Source organism: Pelotomaculum terephthalicicum JT, from assembly GCF_022410535.1.
GTDB lineage: Bacteria > Bacillota > Desulfotomaculia > Desulfotomaculales > Pelotomaculaceae > Pelotomaculum_D > Pelotomaculum_D terephthalicicum.
Map to the genome: position 1 here is coordinate 154,071 of NZ_JAKNBL010000003.1, position 17,673 is coordinate 171,743.

Below are 17,673 nucleotides of genomic sequence, written 5' to 3' on the forward strand. Positions count from 1 at the left end.
CCCGCTTAATTGGTCGTTATGAAATTGACGTAAATTAAGAAACGCTTCAGGATCGCCGCGCTTTGGGCCCGGTCGGCGTACGCCTGCGGGGCGAAGCCCCCGTCGGGCATGCCTTTGACGATGCCGGCCCTGGCCGCCAGAGCCACGTCCCCGGACGCCCAGGCGGAAATTAACTGCTTGTCCTTAAACTGGGCCAGCAGCTGTTCTTGCTCGTCGCCGGTTGCGGCATCCTCTTTTCCGGCGACACGCGCCGCCCGGGCGATCATGGCCGTCATTTCCTCGCGGGTAATGTTGGCGTCCGGCTTAAAGAGGTTGTCGTCGTAGCCTTTGATGATGCCTTCAGCCGTGGCGGCGGCGACACTGCCGGCATACCAGTCCGTGCCGGCCACGTCTTGAAACTGTCCCGCCTTTAAAACTCCTTCTTCCAGACCTAAAGCCCTCACCAGCAGGGCGGCGAATTCGGCCCTTGTTACATTGCTGTCAGGTTCATAGATATTTTCACTCTGTCCGGCGATCAGCATCTTGGCGGCCAGCAGCTCGATATCCGCTTTAGCCCAGTTGTCCTGGATGTCGGCAAAGGTCTTGGCTGATTGCAAAACGGTATAGAGACTGTTCGTCCGGTTTAGGATAACTGCGATATTTTTGCCGTCCCTGGTTTCAAAGCGAGTGGGCACGGGCGAAAACGCGCCTTTCGCTTCATTCCACAGGACGCCGGTGGCTTGATTGACGTTGAGATCGTCGCCAAGCGTCAGCTCGCGCTCCACGTACTTGCCGCCGAATGACTTGTACTCCACCTTTTTGCCATTGGGCGCGGTAATTTCCACGGTGAACTCCACCGGGTCAACCAGCATTTGCTGTCCTTCCCGGACCTGGGCGGCCAAGGTGTTTTTCATCTCTTCCGTTGCCTTGGAGACAACTATATTCATGCTCAACTCTTCCGGCTTCACGCCCAGCCCGGCGGCTATTTCGTCAAGGTTGAGGGCGTCCAGGGGCAGGGTGTAATTCCCGATCAAGCTGTCTATCTCCAATAGCATGCCTTTCTCCTGGGCTTTTTGCAGCACCGCGGCGGGCACTTCCATGCTCACTTCATCCACATCGGCGGTGGGAGTAACCGTCAGCCTGCCCCCCGGCTCTCCTTTTTCGATGTCTTCCAACACGCCCGCCAGTAAAGTAATTTTTTCTCCCTTACGTCCGTTTTCCAGGTTGATTAATTCTCTTTTAATATTTTTCTCATCAACAGTAGTCTTAGCAACCTCAGTATTCTCTAGAGTGCCGGGGACGGTGAATTCCAAAGATAAAACATCGCTGTCCCGCTTGCCCCGCCCCACCGCCTTGGCTTTGACCGTGGTGGTGGTATTCACAATAATCGGATCGACCTCCCCTTGTTGCGGGCCACAGCCGTGTGGATTAAAGATCTTGCTGTCAAGGCTCGGTGTAGTGCCGTCGGTGGTATAATAAATATTTGTATTTAAAACAGTCTCCAGGTAGACTTTTGAGCCGCTTTCCACTTCACCGCTCTGCGTGTCCACCTTTTTTGAGGAATCAGGAGCAACGATCTTTGCCGACGGCTTGGCCCACTGATCCGGGGAACTCGTCGTTACGGTAATGTTTTCTAATCTTTTGACAAAGCCAAGAAGTGTTTGTTCTGTTTGCGCCCGCTGGCCATAGCATAATACCGGTGTATCAGTATTGCTCATATAGCCAAAATTGGCAGAACCTTCAACCCGTTTCAGGGCGATTATCGGCTTCACCTCTGTTTGACCGGGGAATTTATAACGTGTTGTATTCAATAATTCATCTGCAGTGAAGCTGATCGTATATCCGTCACTGCCTTGAAAAGTAATCATCCGGGCTCCACTCATTCCGGCCTGATTCAATAAAGTTTTCAGCGAAACACCTTCGGCAGCTACAAATTTATCTTGAGGCATGTCACTTGTCGTTGAATACAACACTCTTTCCTGGTCCATTGCTTCCAGTTCAGCCCGGGTAAAAGACACTTTTTTAGACACCCCGTTGCCAGTAATGAATAAAATAGCGTTTGGTTTTTTCCATGAATCATCCTCTTCACCTAATTCATCTTCACCTGTTGAAATTACCGTAAAGTGAGAAGTCTGGGCGGCGGCCAGCCCGGCTCCGGTAATGGCAATGGCATAATCACCGGCCATCGCGCCGTCATCTAGGGTAAACCTGGTCGCAAAGCCGCCGTCGACCACAGGCGGCTGAGCCACATAAACCCGCCCGTTTTTGCCGTTGCGCACGTTAATAGCCACATCACTCACCTGTTGGGTCGTGCCGGCTATCTCCACCACGTCTCCGGCTTTAAATTCTTCGTCCGCCGCCGGTTTTGCCAGGGCAACGGCGGCTTCGCTGTTGCCTCCGACCACAAACTTTCTTTCCATCTCCGAAAGGCCCAATCCGCCGAGGAGAAAGGTATATTTACCTGTGGCCGCGTCGGACTCAAGGGTAAAGCTGGTCGCGAAGGTGCCGTTCACCACTTTGGGCTGGGCGCCAAATACCAATACACCCTGGGCGTTTCGGACAGCTACCGAAACTTCTACCAAATTCTGCGCCGTGCCGCTTATTTCAACCGTGTCGCCCGGCCCGTACACTTGTAGGGCCTGAGGCGAAGTCAGATTTACATAGGCAATCCCACTATCCGCATAAGCAACGCCGAACAGCGAAGACAATATCGCCAGGATCATCAGAACACATAATTTTTTCCTGATCTGCAGTAGCTTCATCATATTCTCCTTTCTCCTGCCTGAACCAAAGAGGAGCCGCCGGCGATCTAGGTAATATCAAAATTCAATGCATGGTATGATCTTCCAAGCGGGTTTTTATTATCGTAATTATCCCAGATAAAGACGTCTACATAGGCTTTACCGCTCAGGCCGGCGGGCAGGGTAAATTCAGCCACGGCCTCGCCTCCGGAAGCTGCCACCACCGCCTGCACGGCGGCGCAGCCCACCACGCTGCCCCCGGTTGTCGCTGTCGCCCCTGCCCCGTTGCGCAGCTGAATTATCAGCAAAGCGTCCTTGGCGGCATTAATAGCATTGACAAGCCGGGCTTTAATACAGTACCCGCCGCCCGCGGCGACGGAAGTTATTTGCCTGCCCTGGCAATCCAACAGTGTAACGTTGCTGATGGTCACTTTATCCGCAACGTTAACCAGCTTGATCTTATTCACGTATTTCAGCCTGTTGTCCGGTGAATAATCATTGTTCAAGCTACGTAAAATCTGTATATATACCGTCTCGCTTCCGGATGCATCGGCAACTGCCGCGCCGTTGACTTCATAGGCCAGCAGGCACTGCTGGTTTTTTAATTCCTGCACCGTGCCGCCGTTGTATTCCTCGCCGCCGGCCGTGACAAACTTAACTTGGCTCAAACCAGAAACACCAAGGCTGTCGAGCAGTGTGCCCAGAAGCACCCCTTTGCCGGCCAGGTCGACAGAACTGCCGTCCTCCTTACACTGATAGGTTCCCTGGGCCGGGTCCATCTCTTTCAAGGTTTCAACCGCGTATTTGACTGGCTTGCTCAATTCCTCGCCTTCAATGGTGCAGGCCAGGGCTCCCAAATTATATTGATAAGTGACCACCTCACTGTCTAATTTGCCTATCCCGATGGTTCTGGTTTTTATTGTCATATCTCCTGTTATTGGTATTGGTTTATTCAATTTCGGCTGAAAAGTGGGATAGCTGATATTGAAAATATTGCTTTTTACCGTGGGCTCGCTCCCGTCCAGGGTATAGTACACAATAGCTCCGTAAGGCGTTCCGTCCCCGTGCTGCAGCGTTACTTCCGTGCCCGGGGTAACCGTGCCGGGAGCGGGATAAGCGTCCGGCGCCTCCCACTGCGGCGGGGGTGCTGTAGTCACTTCAATTATTCCACCCGGCACCAAATTTTGTAATTGCTCACTATGGCAGGCGGTCGGTTCAATCGGCGACCGCTGCCCATACATTAATGTTCCTTCCGAATGCCCGATTTCAATCATCGCCTCAACCGGAACTTTTCCTTCTTCAGAGCGATTGGTCGGCGGCCATGTACTCAAGTCACCGGTGGCTTCGCCTGCCGGAAAATAATACCGGAGATCTTCCAGCAGCTGCGCTCTGGTAATATCGTGATACCCGCTGCTGGCCTGTTTAAACCTGAACATCGTGGCGCTGTCCTTTAAGCCGGCCACGGCCAGAATCGTTTTAAGGGTTGGCCCGGTGCTGTCTCTATAAATTTGCAGGGACGGCCAGTGATTATACCCGGAATAGGTATAAGTCGCTTGCGGCAGCGCCCTAAGCTCGTCCATGGTAAAGCTTACTTCTCTCTCAACTCCGTTGCCTCTTACCGTTAACGCGATCGTGTCGTCCGCGCTCGACACTCGCGGCGTCGCCGTAACCAGGAACCCGATAACAACACTCAGCATCACCAGGCCGGCCGCTAGTTTGCGAAAATTTAACCTTCTATAATGTTCCATTATTCTCCACCTTTCACAGCACTAAATGATAATGAGAAATAATCATTTTCAACTACTTATTCACCGCCTTCACAATGACCGTCACCGCCCTGGCGCCGGACGGTACTGCCGGTCATCACAACCGCTTACAACATTCCGATATCATCACTATTGCCGCTGGTGTTAATGGAGGGTGCGCCGCTCTTACCAACTTGGAAAAAGAAATCAACCGGCGCGGCCAGTCCGTCCGCTCCTATGGCGATGGTATATTGACCCTCCACCGCGTCATCATTTAGCTGAAACTCCGTGGAAAAAGCGCCGTTTTTCACCGGCGGCTGCGCCGCGTAGGCAATGCCCCCCTTGGCGTTGCGCACCAGAATGGTGACCTGGTCGATATTTCGCGCTTCTCCGGAAATCCGGACGTTGTCTCCCGGCTTATAGCTTTGGGAAGAACTCGGTGAATTAAGGTTGACTGACGCTTCATTACCCCCGGCTAAGGCAGCTCCCATTAAACACAGGCAGATAATGGGCGCTAATAACATACCAAACATTTTTTTCATGACTATCATCCTTTTTTGTAGTGGTTTTTGACTGCGACTGCCGCGTCGCCAGATCCCGCCAGGTTGGGACGTTACGCCAACGCATACGGTTTCCGTGCATCTACTCATATTTTCATCATGCTATTGTAACGCTATTGTTAGTTATCGCCATCCCCCCTAATCCGGCAATAGTGCGCATTGCTTGTATGAAGCAGGATATCAACTCGTTGACCAATACCGCCTCAAACAGTGACTATGGCCGGGAAATATATTGCTTCCGGCCTACGCGAATTCAATTGTAACGCTGAACGTACATGATACTAACCAGTGCTAAATTACTTGGAGTGATTTTGAAGTGAACATGATGCGGGTATGTAATTATTTAACATGGATCAATATAACATTATTACACACAATATAAATCCTCATAACATAAATGTCAATTCATGATTTGCATAATTGTATCGCAATAAAGTCTATTTATGTAAGGCGATGTAATGCCACATACAAAGTCCAATAAAAAAAGGACCGGCGATGCCCATTTTAAGACGTCGCCGGTCCTCTTCCTTCTTTTCGCTATTCCTTAAACTCAATTGAAAAAATTTGCTGATCGTCAGTATTAAAAAATTCGTCCGCCGTTACCGGCCGCCTGGCGGTTATCGTCAAGCGGGAACCGTCCTTTTCCCAAACGCTTTGCCCCAAGTCACCGGTTTCGTTATATCTGAACCGCGGAGGATTGGCAAAACGGGCGTTGCTTAAACCCTGCACCACATCGGCCAGGCACGGTGAACCGTTTACCGTTACTTTCAACACTCTCGAATTGAGCTGGCCCAAATAATCGTCGGCCACAAGCGCCATGCGTACGCCCAGCAATAATCCGGCGCACTTTTCCTGGTGGTGGAGCATGGCCTGTTTCATGAAAATTTCCTGACGCATCTCCCTTTTTAACGGACGGATGTACGGAGTAACCGGGGAGAAAACAATTTCCTGCTCATAATATGGTTTGATATCCAGCACGGGAGTCCTGTCTATGGCATCCAGGCCGCTGACAAAAAGAAGGTTGTCCCGCACCTGCTCCAAACGGACCAGCGATAAGGCAATAGGGTTGGGCCGGCTGACAGCATGCAGGCAGAAAACTCCATATTCGGGCAGGTTGGGGTTAACCTTCCCGGGAACGACCGTCAGGATATCGCGCCTCGCCTTGTGAAACCACATTTGAATCCATAAATGAGAATTCTCCTCAATACGCAACAATCCGCGCCGGTATTCAGGAAATATCTCGATCAGGGAGCCTCCTCCCGTAATCGGCACCTGTTCCGGCGCCTTAAATTCGGACTTGACAATTCCTATTGGTTTTATGTTAATCATACCGGTCTCATCACTCGCAGCCACCTTTAACACATCCTTTCTCCAATGCAGGGATTTAATTATATATATCTCATCCTTTACTTATATTTTGGTCCTGTTTTTGAAATTTCCGAATCTGCCATACGATTTTAAAAGCAATAACCCCCCCCAAACCGCCGGACAGGGCGGCCACGCTCAAACTTAACAGCAATGGGACCGCGGGAAAGCGATAATATACTAAATTCACCACAACGGTGCCGGCAATATTGCACAACATCCCCGCCAGAAAGGCGCACGGCAGGCAGCATACCCGGTGACCGATCAGGAGCAGCCCCAGGTCGGCCAGAATACCCGGCGCGGTATAGCTCAGTAGGCTCATCACCCCTTGTGAGCCGACCATGCCGGTAGCCATTACCAGAATGGCCTGGACCAAACCGATCAGGGTCATAGTGCCTCTTTTGCCGGTAATGCCAAACCCCAGGACCAGCCACATCATATAGATGCCGCCCGTCACCGCGCCCGGCGGAATCAAGAGCGGGCCGGCAAGGATATGCGACAGGGGGGCGATTATTGGTTTGACGGCAATTCCAAGGGCGGACACCATGGCTATGACGATCAAATCATAGAGAGAAAACTTGTCTAAAAACTTTCGCCAAACGCTCATGAATTCTCACTCCGTTTAAGTCTTTCCAAAGCGGCGGCCTTCTTCCTTCTGCCGGCTTTATCACGCTGGAACATTACTTCGTCCGGGATTAGTACCGGTGGTTTAAGAGCCAGTACCGCCGCCGGAGCCACCGATGTTCGGGTCTCGTTCTTCACTTGTGTTCCCACCCCGTTTTTGGAATTTCAATATTTGCTGCAGGATTTTATAAGCAACAATTCCGCCCAGCCCGCCGGACAGGGCTGCGGCACTCAAGCTTAAGACCAGGGGAATTAAAGGAAGGCGGAAATATACGAAATTCACCATAATGGAACCGGCAATATTGCATAACATCCCCGCCAGAAAGGCGCACGGCAGGCAGCATACCCGGTGACCGATCAGGAGCAGCCCCAGGTCGGCCAGAATACCCGGCGCGGTATATGTCACTAAACTTATTACCCCATGCGAGCCGACTATGCCGGTGGCCATAACCAAAATGGCCTGGACAAGACCAATCAGGGTCATGGTGCCCCGTTTACCGGTAATACCGAATCCTAAGACCAGCCACATCATATAGAACCCGCCTGCCACGGCCCCCGAAGGGATAAAGAGCGGCCCGCTGATAATATGCGCCAGGGGAACAATTATCGGCTTAATGGCTATTCCCAAGGCGGACATCATGGCCATAATGATTAAATCAAACATTGAGAATTTATCCAGAAACTTTTGCCATATGCTCATATAATATTCTTATTCCCTTCCATATCCTAAATCTATCTCCCTAGATACCAGACAATCCGTTCCTGTCATTTGCAACCTGGCTGGCCCGAATAGGCTTTGTCCGCATTGCATTGCTTGCGTTATTAATAGTTTTACACAGAGGACTTTTGGGGGACTTCCTCCCGGGCCGTTGCCGGCCCGGGAGGAAGTTTCTTTGCTGCACAGTTCAAGGCACAGACTAGGGAGTGGTTACGGTTACATAAATGCTGCTCCGGCTCCAGTTGCCCACGGCGTCGCCGACAGTGACCCGGAAGGTGTAGCCGGTTTTGGCGCTGAGGCCTGTGACATTGTAGCTGGTGGCGCCGTCCACCGTGGCGATCTGGGTGCCGTTTTGAGTGATCCGGTAGCTCGTCACGCCCACGTTATCAGCAGCGGCGGTCCAGTTCAGGGTCAGGCCGGTTGCGGTCACACCCGTGGCCGTTACGCTGCTGCCGGCCGGCCAGTAAGGGGCCGACCTGTCGGATGCCGGCGTGGTTGTGATTACAGTCGCGCTGGGGCCGGTGACGCTCCAGTTGCCCGCGGCGTCGCCGGCGGTGACCCGGAAGGTGTACTGGGTGTCGGCGGCCAAGCCGTCAATGCTGTAGCTGGTCCCGCTTACGGGCTCGGGTGTGGCCAGTGTGCCGTTGCGGTAGATGCGGTACCCTGTTACGCCGGTATTATCGGTGGCCGCGCTCCAGGTTAGAGCCACGCTCTGACCGTCGGCGGAAACCACGGCGTTCAGGGAGCTACCGGCGGGCCAGACGGGGGCTGAGCTATCAGCAGATGAATCCAGGCTGACGGTCACGGCGCAGGTGGCGGTGTAGCCGCCGTCCGCCGTGGTCACGGTGATGGTGGCGCTGCCGGGGGCCACTGCTGTTACCAGGCCGCTGCCGTCGACTGTGGCTACCGCGGTGTTGTCGGACGCCCAGGTTACGCTCTGGTTGCTGGCGTCGGCCGGTACAACGGTCGCCGTCAGCTGGCCGGTGCCGCCCACGGTGATGGTGTCGCTGGTCTTGTCGAGGCTGACTCCTGTTACGTTTATGGTGGATGTCTCGTCGGGCTGCCAGGTGAGGATGGGATAGACGCTGCCTTGCTTGAAGTATTGGCCCAATGCGGGAGCCAAGGCCTTCAGCTCGTCGGAGGTTTTGCTTACAGCGTTATCTGCTGCATAACCAAGACCTATTGAGGCTGTGGTGTTGAGATAGTAGTTGTTGCTGACATTGGTGTTGCCCTTGGCATTGCCGATCACGCCGGCGGTAAACGCACCGGTATTGCTCACGGTGATGGAGCCGGCGTTATAGGTGTTTTGCACGGTGCAGGCAGCATTATTGGTGCAGCCGACCACGCCGCCGGTACGGGCAGTGCCGGAGGTGTTTACACTGGTCACGCTGCCGGTGTTGTAGGCGTTTGTCAGTATGGCGGACCCATTGTTCATATAGCCGACCACGCCGCCCACGTTCATCACGCCGCCATTGACCGCGCCGGTATTGGAGAATTGATCCATCGTCGTGGCGGCATAAGCATAACCCACTATGCCGCCCACGCTGTAGCCTGTGGAGGCAGCAGTGCTCGTCGCTGTGACGGCGCCCGTATTGGCGCACCTGTTGAGCGTGCAGGCGTCCTGATTAGTGCCTACGACGCCGCCCACGTTATAGGTTCCGGTGACAGCCCCGTTATTGGTGCATCCGGTTACCGTAACGGTGTTGTTGATGTACCCTACGACGCCGCCCACGTTATAGGTTCCGGTGATAGCCCCGTTGTTGGTACATCCGGTTACCGTGGCAGTGTTGCTGGCATAAGCGACAATGCCGCCCACACGCTGGGAAGTCCCGGTGACGACCGCATTGTTGACGCAGTTTTCAATGACAGATACGCCCTGGGCATAAGCAACAAGTCCCGCGACATACTGATTGCCGGAGACGGCGCCCGCCATGGTCAGGTTTTTCACCGTAACATCCTGCACATAGCCAAACAGGCCGGTATAGTTCGAGCTGGCGTTAATCGTCAGCGTGACGGTCCTGCCGCTGCCGTCGAAGGCGCCGGCATATTTCTTGGTACTGCTGTTGCCGATGGGCGTCCAGGTCACTTCAGACAAGTCGATGTCGTTCATCAGCTTGCCTTTGATGGCATTGTTAAGGCCGGTGTTGACCTGGTTGGCGAACCACAGCATATGGTCGGCGGTGGAAAGCTCGTAGACATCATCAGCGTCCTTGCCGGGGGCGGGCGAAGCCGAAACCGTGATGGCCTGCTCCGCCGTCATGGTCACGCCCTCGTAAGTGTAGCTGACGGTGATCTTGGTGTCGGCTGGAGTCAGCGCGGTCCCGGTGTCGGGGCTGAGGGTATACGCATCGGCCGTCAGGGTCGCGGTGATGCCGTTGGTATACGTGGCCCTCACGACCATGCCGGCGGGATTGAAGGTCTCACCCGCGGCATACAGGAGATTGGCGGGCGGAGTCTGAATGGCGATGCCGGCCAGGGCATTGGCTTGAACGGCAATGGTGAAGTCGTAGCTGTATGCTGTTCCGCCGTAGACGCCGCTGACGGTGATGGTGGTGTCTGTTGTTTCGAGGGCAGTGGTTTTGCTGATCGTGTAGTTGGTGATCTTTTCCCTGGTGCCGTCGCTGTAATTGGCCCAGATGGCCAGGCTGGCGGTGTCAAAGGTCTGTCCTGCCACATAGTTGAGCTTGGCGGGATCGGATTCCTTGGTGATGCTGGTTAAGGTCGCGCTGTCCCCCACCTGGACCCGCAGGATGGGATAGCCGTTGTTGATATTGCCGGTATCCGCCACAAAGGCCCTGCCGTCGCCGTTGAGCGCCTCAAGGAATGCGGCTGTCTTCATCTCGGCCGCGGTTCTTTCGGTTACCCCGCCACCGGATGAATATCCGCCGCCGGGCGCCGAACCGGTCAGCCAATAGCAATTGCTTATCGTGTGAATGCCGCCGTTATTGTGGCCGATGGCATAGGTGCAGCTGGCGGGTCCCGTAATGGTGCCTATGTTGTAGCAGTTGTAGATACTGACTTCGTTGGCGCCGCTGATGCCGCCGTTCCCATCGTTGTAGTTGTTTATCACATTGCCGGCGTTATAGCAGTTCTTGATGTAACCGCCGTTCCAGCCCGCGCCCACAATACCTCCGGTGCCCTTGGAATCGGTGCCCCTGACTGTGGCAAAGTTGGCGCAGTTTTCGATGATGCCGCCATTGTTGGTTTTGCCGATTTTGCCGACGATGCCGCCGACGCTGCGCCTGGCGTAGATATAACCGGTGACCACGACATTGCGGACGGCCGGGTTGTCGGCCCGCAAGGATACAGCGTCTTGATCGTGAACGCCAAGACGGCCGATCAGGCCTACCGACTGGCTCCAATCAAAGCCTACGGTTGTATAGCGGTTGCAATAGATGTTTTTGACCGTGTGCCCCTGTCCGTCAAAAATGCCGTTGAAGGGGGCATTGAGCAATGTATTGGTATCTGCAGTGTCTATCATATACTGGCCGCCGACCGGCATATAGTTGGGGCCGCTCCATTCGCCGGTACCGCTGTTATAGACACCGCCCATATCCAAATCAGCGGTCAATTGAACGGTTTTTCCTTTAAAATCATCCATCCCGCGATAAGTCGCCGAGGTCGATCCGGTAAGGCCGCTTTCGTCGCCATTGGCTTGGATGTAAGCAGAATTGCCGATAATTGTGGCGCCGGGGGGCACCAGGCCGTTGACAATGGCCGCCAGACCGGCCAGCTTGGCCGGGGTGTCGATGTAGAATACGGTATCGGTGGTGTTGTACCAGGTGACGTCGACCGAGCCGTCCCAGACGCTGCCTTCCGCAAGCGCGGGGCTTGAATTGAAAGCAACCAGCATACCGATCAGCATGGTCAACAACACTATGCCGCTGAAAAGTTTTCTGGGTGCGCCTCTAAAACCTCTTTTCATGCAATACATTTTGTCACTCCTCTTATTGTGAACAAATTTTTTCTTGATAAACCGTCTACAACCTGTCCATTTGTAGAATCCGGTATTAACCGGTATTAATTATAGGAAATGCAGGGTGAACGCTCACTGCTTGACGACTTTCATTTTAATCACGTTCACTCGCTTATTTCCCTAACGCCAGCTAATTGTGATTGCTTTGTGTTCCTGTCTGTCCTTATTATGAAAGTGCTCTAATTTATCGGCGTTGCCGTCGGCACACCCGTCTCATAGCTAATTGCACCGACCTATTCTTTATTGATTTAACGCGTTTAAAATAACTGTAACGGCCTCCGCCCTGGTCGCGTTGCCTTGCGCCCGCACGGTGTTGTCGGGATACCCCTTGATGATCCCGTTCTTGGCGGCTGTGGCCACGGCTTCCCCGGCCCAGCCGGAGATGCTCCCGCTGTCGGCGAAAGCAGTCTCTTCTGTCACTATGTCCAGTTTAGCTGCCTTGACGATCATCACGGCCATCTGCTCGCGGGTAATCGGGTCGTCGGGACCGAAGGTGTCGGCGTCGTAGCCGTTGATTACCCCGTTGGCCGCCGCGGCGGCGATATAGTTTTTGGCCCAGTGCGCCGCGGTGTCGGCAAAGATCTTGCCGCCGTTGTTCTCAAGCTTAAACGCCTGTACCAGCACGGTGGCGAATTCGGCCCGGGTAATGGTGCTGTCGGGCTTGAAGCTGCCGTCGGGATAACCGCTGATGCAGCCAAGGGCCACCAGCTTGTTAATATTGTCCATGGCCCAGTGGCCGGCAATGTCATTTAATGATACGGCCGGCTTCTCTGGTGTTTTATCTTCGTCTTTCCCGGCCGCGATGACGGCGAACTTGGTGAAGTGGTCCACCTGTACGCTTATGGTGCTGCCGGATACGGTGCCGCCGATGTTCACCCATTCAGCCAGAGCTTCGTCATAGTAGTAGATGGCCGGTGTCTCATCCGCGCCGACAGCGCCGGGATCGAAGCTGAGTTTTATGGTCACGCTCTTAGCAAAGCTGTAGCTGTTCTTGCCGCCCACGCTGAGCTCGTATACGCTGCCGGCCAGCTTGAAGCCTGAGGGCACGGCGGGAGGCGCGGCTACTTTCTGCACTTTTACTTCCACTGAACTGGTCCCCGTTAGCGCGCCGGCCGGCACGACAACGGCAGCATCACTGCCCAGGCTGATGGTGCCGCCCGCGCCTGGTGTGACTTTGGCCGACCCGGTTGTGGAAGTAACTGGCTGCGGTGTTGTACTGCCGCCGCCACCGCCACCACCGCCGCCGGTGGGTGTCGCGGTCTGGGTGTAGGTGACAAATTTAGTGAAGTGCTTGGTCCAGATCACCAGGTCGGAGTCAACATCAACTTTGCCGTCCCCGCCGGCCGGCAAGGCGTCTCCGGCGGCCTGGGAATCGGCGCTCAGCACCCTTGTTATTTTGGTAAACACACCTGACCTGATATACCCGGCTTCTTTCCCGGCTTGTCCGGGAATTAAGATGCGCACAGCCTTATCGAAGGTCAGCGGCACGTCGCCAAAGCCAATCTCGATAACTGTGTTGGCGGAGGCGGTCTTGCCGGCGTCCGGGGTCACCGACACGGTGTCTCTCTCCTGGACACTGGGTAGGTTGATAATACCGTTCCACTCTGCCGGCGCGCTCACTGTTGCTCCGGCGGGGATGGTTACCTGCACGGGAGTGGCGCTAATGGCAGTGCTGGCCGCTATGTTCAGAGCGGGCAGGAGGCCGGTGGTTATGGTACCGTCGGCATTCTCGTTCATAAGCGCGGCCACGCTGATCCTGGCGTCGGTCACAGTGTTGGGTACAGTCACGGTGGTGGGAGCACCCAGTTGCAATGTAGCCTGGGTAATGGCCAAGTCTTTGTTGTCTGCGCTTACATTAACAGTTGTGGAATTAATCGGTTTAGCGAGAGTGTATGAAACTGTCTGTACGGCGCTGTCTTCCATCCCGTCCCTGACGGCGATGGCTTTGAGCGTGACTGCCGGGTCGATGGTGACGGGTCCGGTGTAGGCCGGGCTGCCCGTAGTCGGTGTGCTGCCGTCCAGGGTGTAGTGGATGGTTGCGCCGCTGGTGGCGGTCTTCATGGTCACCTGGGTGCCGGCTGGCACAGCTCCGCCGCCGGGGAACACGGTCGGCGTGGCCACAGTCCCGTTAATCGCGGCATTTGCCACGGTAACAGCAACACTTGCCGTGGCCGTGGTGTAACCGTCCATGGTGGCGGTAACGGTGATGCTGGCGCTGCCGGGAGCCACGGCGGTGATTACGCCTTCGGCGCTGACGGTGGCCACCGCTGTGCTGCTGGAAGCATAGCTCAGGATGACGCCGTCCGGATAAACGGATGCGCTGACGGTCTGAGTGCCGCCGGTATTCAGGGTGACGGTGAGTGGAGTCACATTCAAGATAATACTAGATGTGGTGCTGCTACCGCCGCCTCCGCCGCCTGCCGCGGCTTGTACGGTTACGGCGCAGGTGGCGGTGTAGCCGCCGTCCGCCGTGGTTACGGTGATATTAGCGCTGCCTGCCGCCAATGCCGTCACCAGGCCGTTGTAAACCGTGGCCGCCACTGAGTTGTCGGATGCCCAGGTCACGTTCTGGTTGGTGGCGTCGGCCGGGGCGATGATCGCCGTCAACTGGTCCGTGCCACCCACGGTAATGGTGGCGCTGGTCTTATTGAGGCTGACGCCGGTGACTGCCACTGTGGAAGAGTTGCTGGTCCACTTCGCGTACAGCGTGATATCTCCGGTTACCGTCTCGCTGCCGAAGTCAAAGGCGTTGGCACAGGACGCTTCCTTATACCAGCCGCCAAAGGTGTAGCCTGGAAGGGTGGGATCAGTGGGAGCGGCAATATGGCCGTTGCTGTCCACCGCCGCATAGCTGCCTGCCGGCGTGCTGCCATCCTGCAGATCCAGAGTCAGAGTGCAGAACGATTGGGCCGGATAGGTCGTGTAGCCGGACCAACTGGCGGCATTGCCGACATGGTAGTGCAAAATGAAATTGGCCGGTGTATCTTTGAAAACATCCGCACCGAACGCCGGCTGGCCGCCCAGGAAGTACGCAGCGCCAAGCACCGTGCAGCCGTTAAACGCCCAATTACCGACGCTGGTAAGGCTCTGCGGCAGCGTCAGCGAGGTCAACCCCGAACTCTTAAAAGCATTGATGCCGATGCTGTTCAGATGTGGCGGCAGAGTTACAGAAGTCAGATCTGTGCAAGAGTTAAAGCAACTTTCTCCAATACTGGTAAGGTTTTGTGGCAGAGTTATAGAGGTCAGCGCCGTGCAACCGGAAAACATGTTATTGTTGAGACTTGTCACGCTCTCAGGAATTGTTATAGAGGTCAGCGCCGTGCAGTCGCCAAAGGCGCCCACGCCGATGCTGGTCACGTTTTCCGGAATTGTTATTGAAGTAAACGCCTTGCAGCTTTCAAACGCTTGCTGGCCAATGCTTTCCAGGGTTTGCGGCAGCGATATAGAGCCCAGCTTTGCGCAGCCGTTAAACGTGTTTAGATTGATTATTGTCACGCTTTCCGGAATTGCTATCGAAGTCAACTCCTTGCAATTCTGGAACGCGCTCTGGCCGATGCTATTCACGTTCGCCGGCAGCGTTATCGAAGTCAACGCCTCACAACCGTAAAACGCGTTGCTGCCGATACTGTTCACGCTTGCCGGAAGCGTTATCGAAGCCAACTTCGTACAACCGTAAAACACACTGTCACCCGTACTAGTTATGTTTGCCTGAATAGTTGCGGAAATAAGCTCCGTACAGCCTTTAAACGCGCTCTGGTTGATACTGAGACTTCCGCTGGGCAGACTTTGCGGCAGCGTTATCGAAGTCAACGCCTCACAACCGTTAAACGCGTTCTGGTCGATGACGGTAAGGCTTTGCGGCAGCGTTACCGATTCCATGCCTTTGCAGCCGGAAAACGCGCCAATGCCGATGCTGGTCACGTTACCCGGAATTGTTATCGAAGTCAACGCCTCACAGTTTTTAAACGCGCTCTTGTTGATACTTGTCACGCTTTCCGGAATTGTTACCGAAGTCAACGCCTTAGAATCCTGGAACATGTAATCATTGATTTTGTCCAGGTTTTGCGGCAGCGTTACCGAAGCCAACATCGTGCATTGCCTAAACGCGTTCGTGCCGATACTCGTCACGCTGTCGGGAATGCTTATGGAGGTAATATTCGTGTTGCCCCTGAACGCGTTATTCCCGACGGCTGTCACCTGATAATCCGTACTGTTAAAGTTGACGCTCGCCGGAATGGTAACCGCACCTCCGGGGTGGGATGGGTCATAACCGGAGACGGTAGCCGTAGTTCCGGAAGGCTCGTATTTGATATGATCGACCTGGAACTCTACCGCATCCGTAGGACCGGGTCCCAGTGTCAGGACGCAGGTAAACACCAGGGCGGCCAGCAAAAAACACGCGCACGTGTGGCCGTGAATCCGCCGGGCCAGGGTGTTTTCAAAAAAATGCTTCATTTCTCCTTCCTCTCTTCCAAATTGTTTCTTATGCCAACAGCGATTGGAAATGCGAGGTGAACGGCCATCGCCTGGATGCGGTCTGCTCTTGATGACGTCCACCCCCGCCTTTTCCATAACGCTAGCTAATTATTTGCTTTTGTTCCAGCTGCGAAGGTGTTCACAGCTACTGTTCCAAGGTCACGTCAATCCGGTAAATCCATTTGGCGGACTTGGAAGCGGTATGCTCGGGATTGGCGGCGCCCAGATCGTTAGTCTTACCGAACACCAGCCGGTAACGGATCGAGTCGGTTCCCGGCCCTGTCCCGTCAATGTATGTCGCGCCATTAGCCGTGTCGAGTTTTAGGGTGGCCGCGATATCGTTGGAATCGCCGTTCGTCACCCTGATGCTTGAATTGGAGCCGGTGGTGCCGGAAGTAATGACATATTTACCGTCGGTATACGACACGGTGATATCGCTGTACCCGCCGCCCAGAGCCCGGATGGCGCTCTGCATACCCGAGGCTATAGCCGCGCCGCTGGTCAGTCCGGACGGGTTCAGGGTAACGCTTGTCGCGGATGAGCCGTCGGCGGAAATCTTAAAAGTGGGGCTGGTGGCGCCGCTTATGTCGGTGCTGCCGCCGGAAGCACCCGTCCAAGTGCCGGCGGCGCCGTCGGTATAATACGGGGTGACGGGGGAACCGGCGAACTCCCTCTGCCAGTTGTCGTGGATGGCTATCATCGTCGGCACCGTAACCATGCCGGACGCGGCTTCGGTGGGTTCGGGAAATTCTATATCGTCGCCGTCAGAATTCCAACTGTCCTCATCGTCCGCCCAGTGGGGGAAGTAGTAGCGAGTGGTGTTTAAAAGGTAATCCTTGGTTAAGGTTTCATAGGGCCCGCCAGTAATGTCGGTGGTCCAAAAACGGAAGTTCAGCACGTCGGCCCCGTCGATACCGCATTCACTCAGGATGTCTGCCAGGGGCACCCCCGTTGCCGAGTCCGTCACCGTGCAGGGCATGTTGTCGATGAAGCTGTAGGCATGCTGCTCCGTGCCTATTGCCTCCAACTCGCTGCGGGTGAAAGTTTCCACAGTGGTATAGGTCCCGCCGGAATAGCCGGTCCTGATCTCCAGTGTCGACGCAGGATAGCTGGTAGTACCGTAATCAGCGCCGGCGTTACCCGGGAAAACAATGCAGGCCAAACTGAACAAAACGGCCAATATGGCCAGGCAACTGACCGTTTTCAAGCTCTTTAGCTTATGCCCCGATTGAATAAGACGCATGATCATGATCATCTCTCCTTATTATTTATTAATTGTGCCCGACTATAATAGCCAATAGTTTTTGCGGTGTTGTCCAGCTATGAGTGCTATCATCCGTTGTTCATAAACATCCCCCCTTCTTTGTTTCCAGGTACAGGCAACATCTCACCATCCAGAAAACCTTAACGGCACAAATTCCCTCGCGCCGTACTGCCACTCCGCCGTTTATTGAGGATGGCGGGTACCGGTTCCTCGTAAGTAAATCTC

The 17,673-nt window shown here is 54.8% G+C and carries 10 protein-coding genes; all 10 read right to left on the bottom strand.

The genetic code is table 11. The features are described from left to right. Positions 1-5 precede the first annotated feature (5 nt). Positions 6-2,744, bottom strand: a complete 2,739-nt coding sequence (locus L9W92_RS04255) for an S-layer homology domain-containing protein (RefSeq protein ID WP_240082502.1) — start codon at positions 2,742-2,744, stop codon at positions 6-8. A 44-nt stretch (positions 2,745-2,788) separates the two neighbouring features. Beyond that, positions 2,789-4,468, bottom strand: a complete 1,680-nt coding sequence (locus L9W92_RS04260) for a chitobiase/beta-hexosaminidase C-terminal domain-containing protein (RefSeq protein WP_240082503.1) — start codon at positions 4,466-4,468, stop codon at positions 2,789-2,791. A 125-nt stretch (positions 4,469-4,593) separates the two neighbouring features. Beyond that, positions 4,594-5,007 (bottom strand): hypothetical protein, encoded by a 414-nt coding sequence (locus tag L9W92_RS04265; protein ID WP_240082504.1) that lies wholly within the window; start codon positions 5,005-5,007, stop codon positions 4,594-4,596. 555 nt (positions 5,008-5,562) lie between these two features. Then, positions 5,563-6,378 carry a tRNA (N6-threonylcarbamoyladenosine(37)-N6)-methyltransferase TrmO gene (gene tsaA / locus L9W92_RS04270; protein WP_240082505.1) on the bottom strand — a complete coding sequence of 272 codons (816 nt, stop codon included), beginning with the start codon at positions 6,376-6,378 and terminating at the stop codon, positions 5,563-5,565. A 46-nt stretch (positions 6,379-6,424) separates the two neighbouring features. After that, the gene (locus L9W92_RS04275; RefSeq protein ID WP_240082506.1) at positions 6,425-6,997 is read right to left on the bottom strand and encodes an ECF transporter S component; all 573 of its coding nucleotides are present in this window, start codon (positions 6,995-6,997) and stop codon (positions 6,425-6,427) included. Continuing rightward, positions 6,994-7,152: a hypothetical protein gene (locus tag L9W92_RS04280; protein ID WP_240082530.1), complete on the bottom strand. Its 159-nt coding sequence runs from the start codon at positions 7,150-7,152 to the stop codon at positions 6,994-6,996. The genes L9W92_RS04275 and L9W92_RS04280 overlap by 4 nt, the downstream gene beginning before the upstream one ends. Further along, positions 7,100-7,678 carry an ECF transporter S component gene (locus L9W92_RS04285; RefSeq protein WP_240082507.1) on the bottom strand — a complete coding sequence of 193 codons (579 nt, stop codon included), beginning with the start codon at positions 7,676-7,678 and terminating at the stop codon, positions 7,100-7,102. Before L9W92_RS04285 ends, L9W92_RS04280 begins: the two co-directional genes overlap by 53 nt. Positions 7,679-7,931: 253 nt before the next feature. Beyond that, positions 7,932-11,597 carry an Ig-like domain-containing protein gene (locus tag L9W92_RS04290; protein ID WP_240082508.1) on the bottom strand — a complete coding sequence of 1,222 codons (3,666 nt, stop codon included), beginning with the start codon at positions 11,595-11,597 and terminating at the stop codon, positions 7,932-7,934. A gap of 351 nt (positions 11,598-11,948) precedes the next feature. After that, positions 11,949-16,163 (bottom strand): leucine-rich repeat protein, encoded by a 4,215-nt coding sequence (locus L9W92_RS04295; protein ID WP_240082509.1) that lies wholly within the window; start codon positions 16,161-16,163, stop codon positions 11,949-11,951. 166 nt (positions 16,164-16,329) lie between these two features. Further along, positions 16,330-17,433, bottom strand: coding sequence for a DUF3383 family protein (locus L9W92_RS04300; RefSeq protein WP_240082510.1), 1,104 nt, complete (start codon positions 17,431-17,433; stop codon positions 16,330-16,332). Positions 17,434-17,673 lie beyond the last annotated feature (240 nt).

Bases quoted from the DNA above. Each gene is read 5' to 3' on its own strand.
- L9W92_RS04300 (WP_240082510.1), bottom strand. From the start codon at position 17,433: ATGATCATGCGTCTTATTCAATCGGGGCATAAGCTAAAGAGCTTGAAA.
- L9W92_RS04295 (WP_240082509.1), bottom strand. From the start codon at position 16,163: ATGAAGCATTTTTTTGAAAACACCCTGGCCCGGCGGATTCACGGCCAC.
- L9W92_RS04260 (WP_240082503.1), bottom strand. From the start codon at position 4,468: ATGGAACATTATAGAAGGTTAAATTTTCGCAAACTAGCGGCCGGCCTG.
- L9W92_RS04265 (WP_240082504.1), bottom strand. From the start codon at position 5,007: ATGAAAAAAATGTTTGGTATGTTATTAGCGCCCATTATCTGCCTGTGT.
- L9W92_RS04290 (WP_240082508.1), bottom strand. From the start codon at position 11,597: ATGCTGATCGGTATGCTGGTTGCTTTCAATTCAAGCCCCGCGCTTGCG.
- L9W92_RS04255 (WP_240082502.1), bottom strand. From the start codon at position 2,744: ATGATGAAGCTACTGCAGATCAGGAAAAAATTATGTGTTCTGATGATC.
- L9W92_RS04285 (WP_240082507.1), bottom strand. From the start codon at position 7,678: ATGTTTGATTTAATCATTATGGCCATGATGTCCGCCTTGGGAATAGCC.
- L9W92_RS04275 (WP_240082506.1), bottom strand. From the start codon at position 6,997: ATGAGCGTTTGGCGAAAGTTTTTAGACAAGTTTTCTCTCTATGATTTG.